Genomic DNA, 15,688 nt, shown 5'->3' with positions numbered 1-15,688 from the left:
ACCTTCAAACCGGTCATGCGCTCCAGCGTCAGCACGCGCGAGGTTGTGGTGGCCCAGAAGACCCGCGGTATCCGGATGTACGGATCCTTCGCAAAGTTCTCCGCGAAACGCTCCGCGTTTCGCCCCTCCTGCAGGTAGTCCAGCTCGGCCGGCAGGGTTCTCGCGAATTCGGCAACGATGCCGGTCAGGTTAAACTCGGCCGCTGCCTCCCAGCGCCGACTCGCATGGGCGGCCAGGTTCTGCAGGATCTCGAGGTCCTCTTCGACCTGGGCGACGACACCCGGCCGTCTGACTTTCACAACGACAGGAGTGCCGTCCCTCACCTGGCCAGGTGCGCCTGGCCGATCGAGGCGCTCGCCAACGGGGTCGAGTCGAATGCTCCGAACAGGTCCTCCGGACTCGCACCAAGCTCCAGCCGGATAAGCTCCCGAATCGTTTCTCCGGGGACCGTCGATGCCGCGTCCTGGAGCCGGGACAGCTCGGTCAGGTATTCGGGCGGCAGCAGATCGGATCGAGTGGACAACAACTGTCCGAGCTTGATGAAGGTGGCACCCCGTTCCTCGAGCGCCAGCCGGAGATGCTCCGGATTGGTGTATGGCTGCTCGCGCTGCTCGTGTCCCAGAATGCCGTGGTGAGAGGGAACCCACCGCTGCGGTCCGGACACGCCCACCAAGAAACCGAGTCCGTGACGGGCCAGGATCTCGGCGACCTGCCCGTACCGTTCCATATGGGAATTCGCACCCACAGATGCTCCTCACGTGGGCGCCGGATTCGCCCGAACACGTTTCATACTCTCGCCGCGGCATCCTGAGCGGCTGCCGTGGCAAGTCTTGGCGAGGGCCGCCGTGCTACTCTGCGGCGGTAGCTTGAACGGAATCGAGGGCGGCGCGCAGGCGTGTGTCGGCTTCGTCGGCAACGGCCTGGATGCCCTCCTGGCCACTGAGCTGCACCATCGTCGCGGGGTCGATCGCCTGGATGAGCGTCTCCGTGGCTCCGGGACCGCGGCGAACCACGACGTTGCACGGCAGGAGAAGCCCGATATTGGGGTCCGCGGTGATGGCCCGATGCGCGAGCGGCGGGTTGCAGGCACCGAGGATGAGGTAGTCGCCCAGGGTGGCTGCGACCTCGGGCCCGAGCTTCGCGGCGAACGTGGCGTTGACGTCGATTTCGGTAAGAATCCCGAAGCCTTGGGCGGCCAGGGCCTCCCTCGTCAATCGGACGGCTTCGTCAAACGGAGCGGACAGCGTGATCGAGTGTGCGTAGTTCATGGGGCTCCTTATGAGTTTTGGTCTACGGTACGTGCGTTCTGGCAGCTTGGCGATCCGGCATCGGGCTCGTCAGACGTTTCTCCTGTGATGTCGAACGTTGGCACCCAGCCAGCGTATACCCATGCGGGTATTTTCTCCTGTTTCGCTGTCGAATCGAACTACCCCATGATCACATCCTTCCTCGCGACACCCTCCTGGGCTACCATGTCGCGTGACGGGTGCAACGCGCCGGCGGAAAAGGAGTTCGCATGATGTGGGGATACGGTTGGGACATGGGCTGGTGGTGGCTGTCTGGGCTGCTTCTGCTGGTCGGGGTCGTGTTGCTTGTCGTGCTGCTTGTGCGCGTGTCCAGCGGAGCCGGCAGCCGGGGCGGAGGTCCTGGCGCATCTGGGCCGACACCTGGCCCGAGCCGCGCTCGTCAGATTCTTGACGAACGATACGCCACGGGCGAGCTCACGGCCGAGCAGTACCGGGAGCAGATTCGGGTGCTCGGCGAGAACTCATAGCGAACCCGACCAGGCGCTGCGGCGCACCAGCTCACGGCGGGCGACCGTCTGGGCCCGGCACTGCACAGTAGTCCCGACAACCCCACGGACCGAGGAGTCCTGCGGCTTCGATCCTGGACCGTCAGCAGTCGAGGGCACGCACCGAGACATCGACGTGGAGTTTGGCGTGTCCGGCGTATTCATGGACGTCGTCCAGGGAATCCGATTCCAGGGTGAAGGTGGCCCATCCAACTATGCGCATCGGATGGCTGCCCAGTGAGGGCATGGTGTTGTTGGCCGGTCGCCACAGGTCGATGGTGGACAGCATCTGTCCCCATTCACGGGCCGGGTCGGTCCGGGCCCCACCCAACACGTCGTTGACGACACACCGATTGCTCGCGAGCGCCGTGTCGAGTCCGGCGGGAGTGCCATCCCGCCCGGGCAGAACTCCCGCGACAGTCTCACCACCAATCACGCCGTCACCATTGCGATCACCATAGCCGGGACCGTTGCGCCCGACCACCAGGTTCGCGGCCCCTTCGGCGGCGGTGTGGGCGGCCTTGAGCGATGATGCCGTCCGCCACTGCGCAACCGCAGCGTCGATGGTTTCGAGACGGTTCTCCAACGACGCGACGTCGGCCGCATCAGTCGGAACCGGCGCCGTTCCGTCGCCAGGGGCCTGACCGCAGGCGACGAGAACGAGCATGAGGGGCACTGCCGCCACGATGAGCTGGGGTACTGGCATCGTCATGTCTCCATTGTGGCCGGTACTCCTCGACCGTCAGCCGCCGGTGTAACGATCACGACGGTGCGCCTGGAAACAAAAGAACCCCTGGTTTCCGAAGAAACGCAAGGGTTATTGCTGGGGTACCTGGACTCGAACCAAGAACAAATGATGCGAGCCGGGCTGCCTGTTAGATGGTACCCATCCCCCAAGTTCCGCGTAATTATGCGGAAGTTGGTAACCACAGCTTACCTAATACTCCGTGTTGAAACGGACTGATTCTGGCAATTTGGACGGTTTATGTCACCCAAATTGGCACTCGTGCGTCAGACTCCACTTCTGCGATCAGCGATCAGCGATCAGCGATCATTTCAGGCACTCACCTCCAGGTGCCTGTAATTGGCTCCCATTCCATGTCAGATCCGATTCCTTGGATGAGCGGGTCGATAAACCGACCTACTGGGGCAATAACATCGGCAAAGGACGCGGGCAGATCGTCAGCGTTGGCTTGGTCGCCGCGCCAGCGTCCCCATTTCGCCTGAGCGATCACAGCCATGCCTTTAAGGGCTTGAGCAACCGCCGACAATTCGATTGTGCGGTGGCCCGCCACGGCGTCCATGGCCGAACGAACCCCGCCAGATGTGAAGGTGTGGTTCCGGCTGATGACGATGACGTCGGCGAAGTCGCGCCACCGTGTGTTCGCCTCTCCGCGTTGCATCATCGTAACTGTCTTCTCAGCGATCACCATTGCCAGCGGGCAGCCGAGGACTTTGACAGGGTTGATACCCCCGGCTTCAAGGATTCGTGGCACCTCGACCTGCTGTGGTGCAGGCCAGATGGGATCACCGAAGCTGACGTCGAGCCCGACAACGGAGTGGTATCGACCGATGCCGCCCTCGAGACGCACCCGAATTCCTTGATATTCATCCCCCTCCCGGATTGCTTCGGCGCGAATAGAACCGGTATCAAAGATGATTCCGTCATCAAGGTCTATAGCTGCTATCTCGTGGATGCGCGCGCTGACGTCGGTCACGTCATTCCTGACGCCTGACGCTTCGACGTCGATGTCCTTCGTGGGCCGGCGGAGTGCGAAAGCCGCGAGGAGGACGCCACCTTTGAGGACGAAGTCTCCGGCCAAGGGAGAAGCTGCGATTCGAGTGAGCATGCCCTCCAACAGGTAGAGGCGCGCCAGTTCATCGACGTTCCGACCTTGCGCGCGTGCCAGCCTCTGGATCCGCAGGAAGGTCGAGGATACGCCGACGGTCACAGCAGAATCTCCAACGCCGAGCGAATTGCCGGGAGCGCTTTGGGGAAGCTTTTCGCCATGCTGAGTAGCTCCGATGGCTGAGATCCTGGCCGGCGCAGCCAGCGCTTGAGTGCTTCGTTCGCCTGTTCAGGGCCGTTCGTGTGTCGTGTTCGGAAGGCGTCGATGATTGTTCGTTCGGCACCGTATAAACCAATTCGGATGCCATCGGCAAGTTCGATAGTTTCGCGGCCGATCTCAAAGGTCGCGGCGTCGAAAGAATGCCATCGGATGTGGGCGTTGGGCGTCTTTAGCGTCCGGGATCCTCGTGGGAGCGCAATGTCGATGCGAGAAGGAATCGCGTCGGTGAGGTCGTGCCGGTCGAGGGCGCTCGCGAGGGCAAGCGTTGCCTGCGGCTTGCGAAGCGCGATCGAGGCCAAGCTTGCGGTGTCATCGTCAATTTGGTCAGTGCGGGCATAGGCACCTGGGGCGATGCGCGTGATCGCGCCCGCGTCGACCAGCGCGTCGACGGAACGCCAGTTAATGCCCGCTCGGGCAAGATCCCTGCGACGAAGAATCGCTCCGTCCAATTCCGATGTCAATTTCATACCCTCCCCTACTCGGTGACAAATTGTTTACGCATAACCCATATCTGTAAACATTTTCTCACCACGGACGCAATCGCGCAACCGGACAAGCCACCGACGCGTTGCCAAGGCGTACTGCGTCACAGGCACCGGCGGCAGTGGATAGCCCCAGCTTCGCCACCACTGCCAAAAGTCAGAACCATCTCACGATGTGAAGCTCTTGACAACGAAACGCGATCTGGCTTCAAAAACTGAATGCGGCGACCTGCGGTTGCCCCGACTCGAACCAAGAACATAAGCCCCACCAACGGGCAGTTTCACTGACCGTCAGCAGGCAATTCCGTGGCCACCTACGGGCAGGGCGTTTTCTAGCCGCCGACATCCGGCCTGCGAGCCCCCCACGCGGACATTGGACCGTTCGTGAGCAGGTTCTCTGCGCATACCGCGCCTGAGCGGGTCACGGTCCGGTGTCCGCAGCGGCGGGCTTCACGCCGTAGGACTTTACACGGATACCTACTGTCGAAGGTCCTGTCGAAGGTCGGTCGTCGCGGGACCGGCTGGGACGGCGGGGGTTCGAGGCCATGTCCAGGCGGAGCGCAGGATGAAGGCAAGGAGCAGCACCTCGACTCCGATGGTGAGGCCGTAGTAGAAGGCCCAGTCCCAGGACGCCCCTGCCGCGTTGAACACCATGACGGGGATGTACAGCGATGCAACGACGAGGTTCGTGGCGCGGTTCACACGGGCGGGCAACGTCATGGAGAGCATCACCATCAGGGCCGGGATCGCGATGATCGCGAAGAAGATGGACATCAATGTCCCACTGATGTCGAACTCGAAGATGACGCCACCCCGGATTTCGTCGATTTCGCCGGGCTGGTAGAGGTGGAAGTAGTCGATGTAGATGACGAGGAACATGAGGCTGGTCCAGGCTGCCGCGAGCTTAGCCTGCACGGGGATCGGCGGGTTGCCGAGCAGGTTCGGGGTTTTCGTTTGGATGGTCATCGGTTCTTCTTTCAAGAGGTGCGGTCCGTCCGCCGGAGTGGCGGCAGGTCTGGGCGTGCATACGCACGGGTTGGGTCGTTCTCGTCGGTCCGGTCGTCAGACGGTGATCACGACCTTCCCTCGGGTGTGACCGGCCCCGACGTAGCGGAGGGCGTCGGCTGCTTCGCCGAGGGGGTAGGTGCGGTCGATGACGGGCGTGACCTGCCCGGTCGTGAGCAGGTCGGCCAGGGTGAGCAGGTCCTGGCGCTTCTCGACCGACAGGAAGGGCTTCAGCTGCTGACGGGTGAACCCGGACAGCACGCGCGCTTTGACGATCCGACCGAGGGGGCCGATCCAGCGGCCGCCGCGTCCGCTGTTGGGGATGAGGGTGCCGGTGGGCGTCAGCGCGCGTCGGACAGCCGCCAGGGGCTGGACTTCCACGTTGTCGAGGATGACGTCGTAGCGCTTCTCGGTGCGGGTGAAGTCGGTCCTCGTGTAGTCAACGACGTGGTCGGCACCGAGCGACCGGACCAAGTCGACGTTGCGGGTGCTGCACACACCCGTCACCTCGGCGCCAAACGCCTTGGCGATCTGTACGGCGAAGGAGCCCACGCCGCCCGACGCGCCCGTGACCAGCACCGTCTGGCCCGGTCGAACGTTCGCGATCTCGCGCAATGCCTGCAACGCGGCCAGGGCCGACGTGGGCACCGCTGCCGCGTCCACGACCGACAGGTTGGCAGGCACGGACACGAGGTTGTCCGCCGGGACGCAGGCGTACTCCGCGAGCGTTCCAGCGGTGCTCCAGCCGAACACCTTGTCGCCGGGGCGGAGAGCGGTGATATCCTTCCCGACCGCTGCCACCACGCCGGCGAGGTCCCTGCCAGGGATGCCATGGCGCGGCCGGCGGAGCCCGAACGCCAGGCGCACCATGTACGGCTCACCGGTCATGACGAAGTAGTCGCCGGGATGTACCGAGGCCGCGCCCACCTGGACGAGCACATCGCCTCGACCGGGCAGCGGCCGCCTGACCTCGGACAACTCGAGCACTGAGGGCGGGCCGTAGCGGTGCTGTACGGCGGCCCGCATCGTCGCCGCCCCGGTCGGACTCGCCCCCGGCACCAGGCGTGCTCCTTCATTCGATTGCTGTTCGATTCCCACAGAAGCCTCCTCACGTCCGAGCTGCGACTCTCGCTGACTCGTACACCGTACGTCGTACGCTGTACGATGAGCGTACACTGTACGATGAAGATCCGCTAGACGTTTCCTAAGCCGTTCGAGCGATCGAGGAGACCCGTGTCTGCAAGGAAACAACACCAGGTCGCGTCAGACGCGGGGCTGAGCAAGCAACGGGTGGTGGTCGAGGCGGTCCGGCTCGCCGACCGAGAGGGGGTCGACGGGCTGAGCATGCGCCGGCTGGCTGGCGCGCTCGGCGCGGGCGCGATGTCGCTCTACCACTACGTGGCGAGCAAGGAGGAGTTGCTGGACGCCATGATCGACATCGTGTTCGAGGAGATCGAGCTCCCGCCCGAAGAGACCGACTGGCAGTCGGCGATGCGACGGCGGGCGGTATCCGCCCGACAGGTTCTCGCACGCCACCCGTGGGCGATCGGCCTGATGGAGTCGCGGACATCGGCGGGGCCCGCGAACCTCCGCCACCACGAAGCGGTCACCGCCTGCCTGCGGAGGGCTGGCTTCCCGGTCTTGATGGCGACGCACGCCAACTGGTTGCTCGACAGCTATGTCTACGGTTTCGCCCTGCAAGCAGCCAGCCTGCCGTTCGACACCGCCGATGAGTTCGCGGACATGGCCGAGGACGTCTTCCTGCCCCAGCTTCCTCCTGACGAGTTCCCCTACCTCAACGAGTCCGCCGCGGCGCTCGTCGCTGCCGGCTACGACCCGGCGGAGGAGTTCATCTTCGGCCTCGACCTCGTCCTCGCCGCCCTCGAGCCCCTCAGAGCCTCCGCATAGCTACGCTCACGGACCGTCGCGCGGCCCTCTGCACCGCCGTTCCGATCCATAACCGCCGTGTTGCAGTGGGCTCGACCGGCTATATGGCTGAACGCCGGTGGTCCCGATTCAGCGCCCCGTCCTGACTGGCGCCGAACGACAGCACTACTCGCTGCCCTGCGACTCTCGCAGCACTCTGAGCATCTTGGATCGTCAGCCCGCTCGTTGAAACTCGCTGCAAGACATGCTGTAGAGCGAGCCGCGTCATCAGTGACTCGACCGGCGCGCGAGGCTTCCCCCGAAGGCTCTTGCCCGATTCTCCATCTCTGCATCTCTGCATCTCTGCATCTCTGCATCGACGCGATACCTCTCGCCATTGCGATTCACCTGCACCACGATGGCTTTCACGAGCCCAGTGAACTGCCGCTGCCGCTCTGCGCGCCGGACCTCGGCCTTCGTGCTCCGTACGGCCGCCGCCACGTCACGGCCGGTCAGCAGGTCGACCCGGCGCATCCGCTCTGCGACTATTTCGACGGCTCGGGCGTACAGGACGTCTTCCACCGGAACCGATGGAAGGCCAACACGCGCTCTGGACGATACATAAGCCTCGGCGAACTCGCGCATGCGGGCGCCGTTCTTGAGCATATGCTCAGTCAGCGACTCGGCGAACACGGTGAACTGCCGTAGATGCTCGGGCCGCGACGGGTCATTGAAATACGCGTCGGCCTCACGCTCATTGGACCGACGCTCGGCCGCAGTCGCCATGTGAATGCGCTTCAGCGGGAGGCCGGCCCGATTCAGGCTCCGCTTGAGGCGTCTCGCTGCGGCGTTGGCCTCCAGCTCGGCCCGGTAGACCTCGGGATCACTGCGCCGGTTGCGCTGCAGCTCAGCCCGGCGCTCCTTGTTGCGGTCGGCCAACTGTCGGGTGATCTGCTTCGTGCGCTCGGGGTCCGCATCCCGCCTGGCCGCGGCCCGGGCATTCACCTCGTCGCGATGGGCCTCGTAGTAGCGGTTGTAGTATTCGCGCACCTTCTCGCGATTCTCCGCCACCCACCGCTGCTGATACTCACGCTTGCGCTCCGGATGCTCCTCCCGCCAGCGTTTCGCCCGCTCCCTCCCCGCGCCCGCACCTCCGCCTCACGATGCCGGCGGGTCGCGGCACGACGCATCGAGTCACGGTTGAGCTCCCGGGCCCGATCGAGGTGTTCCGCCCGCCAGAGTCGATTCAGCTCGCGGATCCGGTCACGGTTAGCCGCCACATACTGGCGCCGCTTTTCCGCCTCGTCAGACGGATGCTCCGCCAGATCCTTCCGCGACGCGGCGTCTTCCTCAGATGGGTCGTTCATGATCGCGGCTACTCGGCAGGCGGCGGAGCCAGCTCGATAACCAGCGCAAGAAGTTCCGAGCGATGCGCGGTCGGATTCGCGATCACGCGTCCGACCACGACACGAAGCCGCTCGGCATCCTCGTCCGCGATCCCGGCGACGGGCTCCAGGCAGTAGGCGATGTCGTTTGGCAGGTTGTGGCCGTCATCGTCGACTTCGACCTCCGGATAGTAGAACAGCGCAGCCAGCGCGGTGCGGCTGAGCAGGTCGTCGAACTGCTCTTGCGGGATCGTCATGGTGAAGCCTCCTGTGCGCGGACGTGTGTGAGCCAATCATGCCGCTACCAGGAGGTACGCCGACCGTGACGCGCTTTCAGCTGCGCGTCAATGACGGCATTATGACCTCACGATGTGCTGGCGCATCTTGCCGGCGTAGGGGACGAACTGAAGCTTGGGCTGCACCCCACGAGCTTTCATACTCGCGGTTGCACCCACGCTCAACGACGTGCACGCGTCAACCAACGTAGCCCGTGCCTAGAAAACCGCTGCAAGCTCTGGCTACAGTCCCGTCTGGCTGACGCCGTACTCAGCTTGTTCTGCTGTGAATCCTTCGAAGACAAGCTGGTCGACGAGGCCGGAACGGGAGAAGGACGTGTATTCGAGGTAGCTCTTGGCAGATGCCGCCGCCTGCTCGTTCCAATCCACGGTCACGCGGTCGACACCCCAGGTCGCGTCTTCCGTGGAGAAGCCTTCGAATTCAAGCTGCCCGATTAGTCCCGAGCGCGAGAACGCACTGTAGTCAAGGTAGCTTGCGCTGGACCGGAGCGCATTCTGCTGCGAAACAGTGCCACGGGCGGCTTCTTCGGCTGCAGCGGCAGCAGCAGCTTCGGCAGCGGCTGCAACTTCTGCAGCAGCAGCCGCTTCGGCGGCCGCAGCCTCCTGTGCGACTTTCTCGGCGGCGTCGGCAGCGTCCTTTTCCGCTTGAGCGGCGACGGCAGCTTCCTCTTCAGCAATCTCCGCTGGCGTCAGCGGTGCTTCGGTCGCGATCGCGGTTGGCTTCGCTGATCCGACCAGTTCGGTGTCGTCCCCTCCTAATGACCCGAGCCAGCCGACGATAAGGAGGGCTGCAATCGGGATCAGAAAGCGCTTCTTCTTATACCAGGACCGCTTTGGCTTCGTCGTGCTCTGCGGTGAGACAAGAGGGGCTGTCGACTGCGCCGATGCCGGGGTGGATGGCAGTGAGGCCTTCGTATTATCGGGGTCGTTCGATGGAACTTGTGAATCAGTCATGACTCATCTTGACCGCTGCGAACGGTCGGCCGTTATGCCCCAGTTCGGGCTGGAAGACCGTCAAGACGTGTAAGCGCCGAATCTGAGGCCGCCTGTCCGGCGCCGGCGGCCGAATCCTCCGCTCGCACATGCGCGGACATCCCGGCTGTAACCGAGCGCCCGTTGACCGTGAGGCAGCGCATTCAAGTCAGGCTGCATCCTCAATCAGATTCAGCTGAGTGCCGTCGGCGTCGGCGTCGATGAATCGCAACGAGCGACAGCGCGTAATAGAGGTTGCCTACCAACACTTTAGAACTGGATGCCCGCGCGCGAAAGTACCGCGCGCCCCATCATCCTCTGCACCGGCGCGCGCCCTCTTTGCTTCGGTATCAGGAACCGAGCCTTTCGAGCTTGTCGGCTATCTTGTTCCGATCCCGGTGCAGCATCCACCAGTTGACCGAGTTGCGCACCTATCGGACGCCGACGAGCCCGTCACTGGCTCCTCGAGACGCCCATCACGCACACCGGTCATCCGAGTGCGGTTCGCTCCCAGGCCTCTGTCTGCGGATTCCAGCTTCCCGATAGGGCTCGCTCGAGAATAGGGTCCGCGAATCGCGAAACCGCAGCCAGAACCTCGTCGAACGTAGCCGGGAGGTCTTCAAAACGGTTGGTCCGCGTGCGCCAGGCTGCCCATTGCGGCTGCGCGAGGGCTGGCATGGCCGCCAGTCGAGGTAGCACGGGCGTGAGCTCAACCTGCCGGTACTTGGCGACGACCTCAAGAGTGGTGCGAAGCTTTTTGGCAACGAATACGCGCGCACGTGTTGCCGTATAGACGTCGGCGAAGTCGCGCCAGCGGGTGTTCGCCTCGCCTCGATCGAGGACGGTCAAGATCTTCTCAGCGAGGACCATGGTCAACGGGTATCCAAGCAGGGTGATCGGCGGATGTCCGAGCGCCACGAGGCGGGGAAGCTCGATGAGCTCCGCTGCCGGCCAGATCGGATCGCCGAAGTTCACGTCAATGCCGATTGTTATTCGAGCGCTACCGAGCAGACCAACGATCTTGACACGGACACCCGCATACTCGTCTGCGTCGCGGATCGCTACAACGCCGACGCTCTCGACGTCAAAGACGACACCATCCGGCAGGTCGATCGTAGCGATCTGCTGCATCCGTTCGGCGACGTCTTTGGCATCATTTGGCATGCGGGTCGCCTGCAGATCGATGTCTTTGGTGGGGCGGCGCAGCGCGAAAGCAGCGAGGAGAACGCCGCCTTTGAGCACGAAATCATCGCGAAACACTGACTCGGCGATACGAGCCAGGAATGCCTCGAGCACATAGAGCGTCTGCAGCTCCTGCACGTCACCGCCGGTCGCCCGGGCGAGTTTGCGGATCGCCAGCGTCGCGTCGCCGGCCGGCGTGCCGTGCTGCGGGTTCGGGTTCGGGTTCGGGTTCGGGTTCGGGTTCGGGCTCATAGGATTATCTCCAGGGCATTTCGCAGTGCCGGCCGAGCCTTCGGGAATGATGCTGCCAGTGTCAGGAGCGTTGCGGGGCTGCTGCCGCGCAACGCGAGCCATCGTTTGAGTGCCGACACGGCGAGGTCGCTCCCCCAGTCGTGGCGCAGACGGAACAAGTCGATGATCGTTCGCTCGGCCGAATACAGGCCGATCGTTAGGCCACCGGGCAGAGGGTGTTCGTTTCGACCGATGGAGAATGTCTCGGGGTCGAACCGATGCCACGCGATCGGCGCGGACAAAATCGCGATCGGTTGCATGCCACGCGGAATCGCGACGTCGGTTCGCGTCGGAATCTCATCCGTCAACTCGTGCAGAGCCAACGCAGACAGAAGGCAGATCGTGGCCTGCGGACGTTTGACGGCGATCGCCGTCCAGGCCGCCGTCGTATCGTCGGTCTCGCCGGCCCGGAGGAACAAGCCGGGCGCGATGCGTTCATACTCACCCTCGCCGACCAAACGCTCGAAACGGTGTCGGGTCAGCCCCAAGTCGTCGAAGTCTCGATACCGGAGCAGCGCCGGCAGCGGGTTTGCAGTCATCACACCTCCCATTCAACAAAAATCTTTACACGTACAGTGTATCTGGTCTTACTTTCGCTGCTCCGGAGGAGCCGTTGCAAATACTAAGCCTCAATCCACCGGTCGGCTTTGATTCGGTGACGGCGAGTTAAGCCGAGAATGCCCCTCTGATCAGGTAAAATAGTTGTTACTTAGACAAACTATCGACCGACCAGGGAGGCATCTCGTAGATGCAACTTTCTCACACTCACCGGTCCTTGTCCGCTTCCTTCGATGACCCGAATCTCGTGTCGTCTGCCGGGCTTGTTCCCGTGATGGCGTTGGCGGCGAAAACTGGCCTCAGTACCCTCGTCGATGAGTGGGTGAAACTACCCGGATACTTCGGCGCGAACGCGGGCATGAAAGTGATGGCGTTAGTCGCAGGAATGCTCACCGGGGCCCATTCCATCGACGATATGGCGGTCCTGCGGCACGGGGCGCTGCGGAAACTGTTCACCGGAACCTACGCACCCTCAACGCTGGGATCGTTCCTGCGCGCGTTCCTGTTCGGCCATGTCCGCCAACTCGACGCCGCCGCGTCCCGGTGGCTGGGCAACCTCGCCGCCGTAACCCCGATCGTGGCCGGCATCGACGAGTGCGCCCTGGTCGATATCGACGACACCATCAAAGAAGTGCACGGGCACCAGAAACAGCGCGCCGGATTTGGCTACTTGCGGCGTCCGCGGCCTCAACGCCCTGTTCGCCATCATCAGCACCGGACTGCTGCACCGATCATCGTCGCCTGCCGGCAGCGGAAAGGCCCCACCAACTCCGCCCGCGGAGCGGCGAAGTTCGTCTCCGACACCCTCGCCACCGTGAAACGCCTCCGCAACCCGACCGCGACCGGACTGCTTCTTCTGCGCGCCGACAGCGCCTACTACGTCAGCGCCGTCATCACAGCGGCCGCGCAGCTTCCGGTAGGGCGGTCCGGTGTGCATGAGGCGCCAGTCTTCCAACCTGCGCTCGGGCAGTCGGAGCAGCTCGGCGAGCTCGAGCTGAGTGAGAAACGTTGGCGTGTTCTGGGTTGCGACGTCCATACCCAAGAGGTGCACGACCGATGCCGTGAGTACCCGCCCGTGTCGTGACAGGCCCGTACCGATCCGTAAAAAACACCGCTGACGCCACCCCGCACGGGGTTCTTGGTGTCGTTTACGGTAATTGGCACTGTTTTGGGCCTGACGGAGAGAACGGGCAAAAGGTGATTTCGCCGCGGAATCCTGCGCCTGTTAGTGCTGGGGTACCTGGACTCGAACCAAGAACAACTGAACCAGAATCAGCCGTGTTGCCAATTACACCATACCCCAATGCCTGATCTATGACCGGGCCGTGGTCCACTCTAACCTACTGCGGCCGCCCACCACAAAACGGGCGGCCGCACCGGCGTGTTCGCCGGTGCGGGGGCGCCTCAGGCGCTCGGAACCACGGCCGCCAGGTGGTTCGCGAGGCGATCGAGGCGATCGAGGGTTTCGACCTGCCCGAGGATCTCCATCGATTCGAACAGCGGGGGTGACACCTTGCGGCCGGAGACCGCCACACGAAGAGGGCCGAACGCGACCCGCGGCTTGAGGGCGAGCCCCTCGAGCAGAACCTCGTTGAGCGCGGTGTGAACCCGATCGGTTGCCCATTCCTCCTCAGGAACGGCACGAAGCGCGGCACCGGACGCGGCCAGGATCTCGCCGGCGGCCTGCGGGAGCGACTTGAGGGCATCCGCTTCGATCACGAGCGTGTCGGCCGTGACGAAGAGGAAACCCAGCATTGCCGGGGCCTCGCCGAGCAGCGCGATGCGCTCCTGGATGAGAGGTGCTGCCTGCACGAGAATGGCCCGGTCGTCGTCGCTGAGCGGCTCGCTGAGCACGTTCGCGGCCGTGAGGTACGGCACGATGCGCGCCGCGAAATCCTCCGCGGCGAGCAGTCGAATATGGTCGCCGTTGATGGCTTCGGCCTTCTTCTGGTCGAAGCGTGCCGGGTTCGGGTTCACGTTCACCACGTCGAACGCGGCAACGAGCTCCTCGATCGAGAACACGTCGCGGTCGTGTGAGATCGACCAGCCGAGCAGGGCCAGGTAGTTGAGCAGGCCCTCAGGGATGAAACCGCGGTCGCGGTGGTGGAACAGGTTCGACTCCGGCTCGCGCTTGGACATCTTTTTGTTCTTGTCACCGAGCACGAACGGCAGGTGCCCGAAGCGCGGCACGAACGTGGTGAGACCGATGTCGATGAGTGCGTGGTATAGCGCGATCTGCCGCGGCGTTGACGACAGCAGGTCCTCGCCGCGCAGCACATGCGTCACGCCCATGAGCGCGTCATCAACCGGGTTGACGAAGGGGTAAAGCGGATGCCCGTTGGGCCGGACCACGACGAAGTCGCTGAAGGAGCCGACCGGGAACGTGATCTTGCCGCGCACGAGGTCGTCGAACGACAGCTCGGTGTCCGGCACGCGCAGGCGCAGTGCCGGGGAGCGCCCTTCGGCGCGGTAGGCGGCTTTCTGCTCGTCGGTCAGGTCGCGCTCGTAGTTGTCGTAGCCCAGTTTCGGGTCGCGTCCGAGCGACATGTTGCGGGCCTCGATCTCAACGCCGGTAGCGAAGCTCTCGTAGATGTGGCCGGACTCCACCAGCCGAGCGATGACGTCCCGGTAGATGTCGTAGCGCTCGGACTGACGGTACGGCCCGTGCGGTCCGCCGACCTCAACGCCCTCGTCCCAGTCGAGGTGCAGCCAGCGCATCCCCTCCACGATCTGGTCGAAGCTTTCCTCGGTGTCGCGTGCCGCATCCGTGTCTTCAATGCGGAAGATCATCTTGCCGCCGGTGTGACGCGCGTAGGCCCAGTTGAACATGGCCGTGCGGATCAGGCCCACGTGGGGCGTGCCGGTGGGTGAGGGGCAGAACCGGACTCGAACGTCGGTTCCGGTGGCGGTTGAAAACGGGTGCGCAATTGTCTCAGACATTACCCACGATTCTAGTTGCAGGCGGCGCGTGGCGGGTCAGCCTCTGGCCGCACGCACGCATACCCAGCAAAACACCCTCGTTCCGAGGGGAACGAGGGTGTTCTGTGTGAGTGCGGCTGGCTATACGCGGGCGGAGACCTCGGCGATGATCGCGGATGCGAGCGTGACGGAGGAGGCGGGGTTCTGACCGGTGTAGAGGTTGCGGTCGATTTCCGTGTGCGGTGCCCACGCTTCGCCGGCAACGAAGTCGGCGCCCAGTTCAACCAGGCGGCTCTGCACGAGCCACGGCGCCTTGGGCGCGAGGCCGCCGAGCGTCTCCTCTTCATCGGTGAACCCGGTCATCCGGTAACCGGTGAAGGGCCAGCTGCCGTCGTCGCGCTTCGCGGCGAGCAGGGCGGCCGGGGCGTGGCAGACCACGCCGAGGATGAGACCGGAGTCGAGGGCCTCGGTCATGATGCGTCCGGAAACGGCGTCGACGGCGAGGTCTTCCATCGGTCCGTGTCCTCCGGGGTAGAAGACGACGTCATAGTCGGCGACGGTGACGTCGGCGATCGAGCGCGGCTTCTGAAGCTCGCTGCTGATCACGTCGAGGTAGGCCGCGATGGCTGCGAGGCGGTCTTCGCCGCCGGCGGCCTGGGCCGACAGGCTGCCCGCGTCGACGGTGGGGGCGACGCCGTTCGGCGTCGCGATGGTGATCTCCCAGTCGGCCTCGCTGAACAGGCGGTGCGGCTCGGCGAGTTCTTCAGCCCAGTACCCGGTCGGGTGCAGACTGCCGTCGTTGAGGGTCCAGTGGTCAGCGGCGCTGACGACAAAAAGTACGGAATTCATTGTTTCTCCAAAGGTTAGTGAG

At 64.0% G+C, this 15,688-nt stretch carries 16 protein-coding genes, 1 tRNA gene and 1 pseudogene; 3 read left to right on the top strand and 15 right to left on the bottom strand.

Going from position 1 to position 15,688, the window contains the following annotated elements; genetic code table 11:
- Nucleotides 1-44 precede the first annotated feature (44 nt).
- Together EDD25_RS18050 and EDD25_RS14400 are read right to left on the bottom strand one after the other, a co-directional pair.
- Nucleotides 45-727 (bottom strand): annotated as a pseudogene (locus EDD25_RS18050) (ABC1 kinase family protein); the annotation flags it as partial.
- Between the two features lie 121 nt (nucleotides 728-848).
- Complete coding sequence (locus EDD25_RS14400; RefSeq protein WP_134174192.1) at nucleotides 849-1,268, bottom strand: DUF302 domain-containing protein; 420 nt, start codon at nucleotides 1,266-1,268, stop codon at nucleotides 849-851.
- 248 nt (nucleotides 1,269-1,516) lie between these two features.
- Here EDD25_RS14400 and EDD25_RS14395 point away from each other — a divergent pair, with 248 nt between their 5' ends.
- Nucleotides 1,517-1,774 carry an SHOCT domain-containing protein gene (locus EDD25_RS14395; RefSeq protein ID WP_134174190.1) on the top strand — a complete coding sequence of 86 codons (258 nt, stop codon included), beginning with the start codon at nucleotides 1,517-1,519 and terminating at the stop codon, nucleotides 1,772-1,774.
- Between the two features lie 121 nt (nucleotides 1,775-1,895).
- Here EDD25_RS14395 and EDD25_RS14390 read toward each other — a convergent pair whose 3' ends face one another.
- The 5 genes from EDD25_RS14390 to EDD25_RS14370 form a co-directional block, all read right to left on the bottom strand.
- Nucleotides 1,896-2,504 (bottom strand): hypothetical protein, encoded by a 609-nt coding sequence (locus tag EDD25_RS14390; protein ID WP_134174188.1) that lies wholly within the window; start codon nucleotides 2,502-2,504, stop codon nucleotides 1,896-1,898.
- Nucleotides 2,505-2,856: 352 nt separating this feature from the next.
- Nucleotides 2,857-3,744 (bottom strand): nucleotidyl transferase AbiEii/AbiGii toxin family protein, encoded by an 888-nt coding sequence (locus tag EDD25_RS14385; RefSeq protein WP_134174186.1) that lies wholly within the window; start codon nucleotides 3,742-3,744, stop codon nucleotides 2,857-2,859.
- Nucleotides 3,741-4,328: a type IV toxin-antitoxin system AbiEi family antitoxin domain-containing protein gene (locus tag EDD25_RS14380; RefSeq protein ID WP_134174184.1), complete on the bottom strand. Its 588-nt coding sequence runs from the start codon at nucleotides 4,326-4,328 to the stop codon at nucleotides 3,741-3,743. Before EDD25_RS14380 ends, EDD25_RS14385 begins: the two co-directional genes overlap by 4 nt.
- Before the next feature lie 492 nt (nucleotides 4,329-4,820).
- Complete coding sequence (locus EDD25_RS14375) at nucleotides 4,821-5,309, bottom strand: DUF6326 family protein (protein ID WP_134174182.1); 489 nt, start codon at nucleotides 5,307-5,309, stop codon at nucleotides 4,821-4,823.
- 96 nt (nucleotides 5,310-5,405) lie between these two features.
- Nucleotides 5,406-6,446: an NAD(P)-dependent alcohol dehydrogenase gene (locus EDD25_RS14370; RefSeq protein ID WP_198418866.1), complete on the bottom strand. Its 1,041-nt coding sequence runs from the start codon at nucleotides 6,444-6,446 to the stop codon at nucleotides 5,406-5,408.
- Between the two features lie 135 nt (nucleotides 6,447-6,581).
- Here EDD25_RS14370 and EDD25_RS14365 point away from each other — a divergent pair, with 135 nt between their 5' ends.
- Nucleotides 6,582-7,256: a TetR/AcrR family transcriptional regulator gene (locus EDD25_RS14365; RefSeq protein WP_134174180.1), complete on the top strand. Its 675-nt coding sequence runs from the start codon at nucleotides 6,582-6,584 to the stop codon at nucleotides 7,254-7,256.
- Between the two features lie 246 nt (nucleotides 7,257-7,502).
- On the opposite strand, the gene EDD25_RS14360 is transcribed toward EDD25_RS14365, so the two are convergent.
- The 5 genes from EDD25_RS14360 to EDD25_RS14340 all read right to left on the bottom strand — a co-directional run bounded on the left by EDD25_RS14360 (nucleotide 7,503) and on the right by EDD25_RS14340 (nucleotide 11,879).
- Nucleotides 7,503-8,285 (bottom strand): hypothetical protein, encoded by a 783-nt coding sequence (locus EDD25_RS14360; RefSeq protein ID WP_134174178.1) that lies wholly within the window; start codon nucleotides 8,283-8,285, stop codon nucleotides 7,503-7,505.
- Between the two features lie 304 nt (nucleotides 8,286-8,589).
- A complete protein-coding gene (locus EDD25_RS14355; protein ID WP_134174176.1) occupies nucleotides 8,590-8,856 on the bottom strand; it encodes a hypothetical protein in 267 nt (88 codons plus the stop codon).
- 261 nt (nucleotides 8,857-9,117) lie between these two features.
- On the bottom strand, nucleotides 9,118-9,849 hold the full coding sequence (locus EDD25_RS14350) for an Ltp family lipoprotein (RefSeq protein ID WP_134174174.1): 732 nt from the start codon (nucleotides 9,847-9,849) through the stop codon (nucleotides 9,118-9,120).
- Between the two features lie 507 nt (nucleotides 9,850-10,356).
- A complete protein-coding gene (locus EDD25_RS14345; RefSeq protein WP_134174172.1) occupies nucleotides 10,357-11,301 on the bottom strand; it encodes a nucleotidyl transferase AbiEii/AbiGii toxin family protein in 945 nt (314 codons plus the stop codon).
- Complete coding sequence (locus EDD25_RS14340; protein WP_134174170.1) at nucleotides 11,298-11,879, bottom strand: type IV toxin-antitoxin system AbiEi family antitoxin domain-containing protein; 582 nt, start codon at nucleotides 11,877-11,879, stop codon at nucleotides 11,298-11,300. Before EDD25_RS14340 ends, EDD25_RS14345 begins: the two co-directional genes overlap by 4 nt.
- A 209-nt stretch (nucleotides 11,880-12,088) precedes the next feature.
- Between EDD25_RS14340 and EDD25_RS14335 the strand changes: the two genes are divergently transcribed.
- Nucleotides 12,089-12,982, top strand: coding sequence for a transposase (locus EDD25_RS14335; protein ID WP_134174168.1), 894 nt, complete (start codon nucleotides 12,089-12,091; stop codon nucleotides 12,980-12,982).
- A gap of 147 nt (nucleotides 12,983-13,129) precedes the next feature.
- On the opposite strand, the gene EDD25_RS14330 is transcribed toward EDD25_RS14335, so the two are convergent.
- The 3 genes from EDD25_RS14330 to EDD25_RS14320 form a co-directional block, all read right to left on the bottom strand.
- Nucleotides 13,130-13,201, bottom strand: a tRNA-Gln gene (locus EDD25_RS14330).
- 101 nt (nucleotides 13,202-13,302) lie between these two features.
- Entirely contained in the window at nucleotides 13,303-14,838 is a 1,536-nt protein-coding gene (gltX, locus tag EDD25_RS14325) for a glutamate--tRNA ligase (protein ID WP_134174166.1), read from the bottom strand.
- Between the two features lie 120 nt (nucleotides 14,839-14,958).
- Nucleotides 14,959-15,666 carry a type 1 glutamine amidotransferase domain-containing protein gene (locus EDD25_RS14320; RefSeq protein WP_134174164.1) on the bottom strand — a complete coding sequence of 236 codons (708 nt, stop codon included), beginning with the start codon at nucleotides 15,664-15,666 and terminating at the stop codon, nucleotides 14,959-14,961.
- Nucleotides 15,667-15,688 lie beyond the last annotated feature (22 nt).

This window comes from Cryobacterium psychrophilum (genome assembly GCF_004365915.1).
In the GTDB taxonomy this organism is placed as follows: Bacteria; Actinomycetota; Actinomycetes; order Actinomycetales; family Microbacteriaceae; genus Cryobacterium; species Cryobacterium psychrophilum.
Note: the sequence above shows the minus strand (reverse complement) of the source record. Positions and strands in the feature narration are given on the sequence as shown.

Bases quoted from the DNA above. Each gene is read 5' to 3' on its own strand.
- EDD25_RS14400 (WP_134174192.1), bottom strand. From the start codon at position 1,268: ATGAACTACGCACACTCGATCACGCTGTCCGCTCCGTTTGACGAAGCC.
- EDD25_RS14395 (WP_134174190.1), top strand. From the start codon at position 1,517: ATGATGTGGGGATACGGTTGGGACATGGGCTGGTGGTGGCTGTCTGGG.
- EDD25_RS14390 (WP_134174188.1), bottom strand. From the start codon at position 2,504: ATGACGATGCCAGTACCCCAGCTCATCGTGGCGGCAGTGCCCCTCATG.
- EDD25_RS14380 (WP_134174184.1), bottom strand. From the start codon at position 4,328: ATGAAATTGACATCGGAATTGGACGGAGCGATTCTTCGTCGCAGGGAT.
- EDD25_RS14375 (WP_134174182.1), bottom strand. From the start codon at position 5,309: ATGACCATCCAAACGAAAACCCCGAACCTGCTCGGCAACCCGCCGATC.
- EDD25_RS14355 (WP_134174176.1), bottom strand. From the start codon at position 8,856: ATGACGATCCCGCAAGAGCAGTTCGACGACCTGCTCAGCCGCACCGCG.
- EDD25_RS14350 (WP_134174174.1), bottom strand. From the start codon at position 9,849: ATGACTGATTCACAAGTTCCATCGAACGACCCCGATAATACGAAGGCC.
- EDD25_RS14345 (WP_134174172.1), bottom strand. From the start codon at position 11,301: ATGAGCCCGAACCCGAACCCGAACCCGAACCCGAACCCGAACCCGCAG.
- EDD25_RS14340 (WP_134174170.1), bottom strand. From the start codon at position 11,879: ATGACTGCAAACCCGCTGCCGGCGCTGCTCCGGTATCGAGACTTCGAC.
- EDD25_RS14335 (WP_134174168.1), top strand. From the start codon at position 12,089: ATGCAACTTTCTCACACTCACCGGTCCTTGTCCGCTTCCTTCGATGAC.
- gltX (WP_134174166.1), bottom strand. From the start codon at position 14,838: ATGTCTGAGACAATTGCGCACCCGTTTTCAACCGCCACCGGAACCGAC.
- EDD25_RS14320 (WP_134174164.1), bottom strand. From the start codon at position 15,666: ATGAATTCCGTACTTTTTGTCGTCAGCGCCGCTGACCACTGGACCCTC.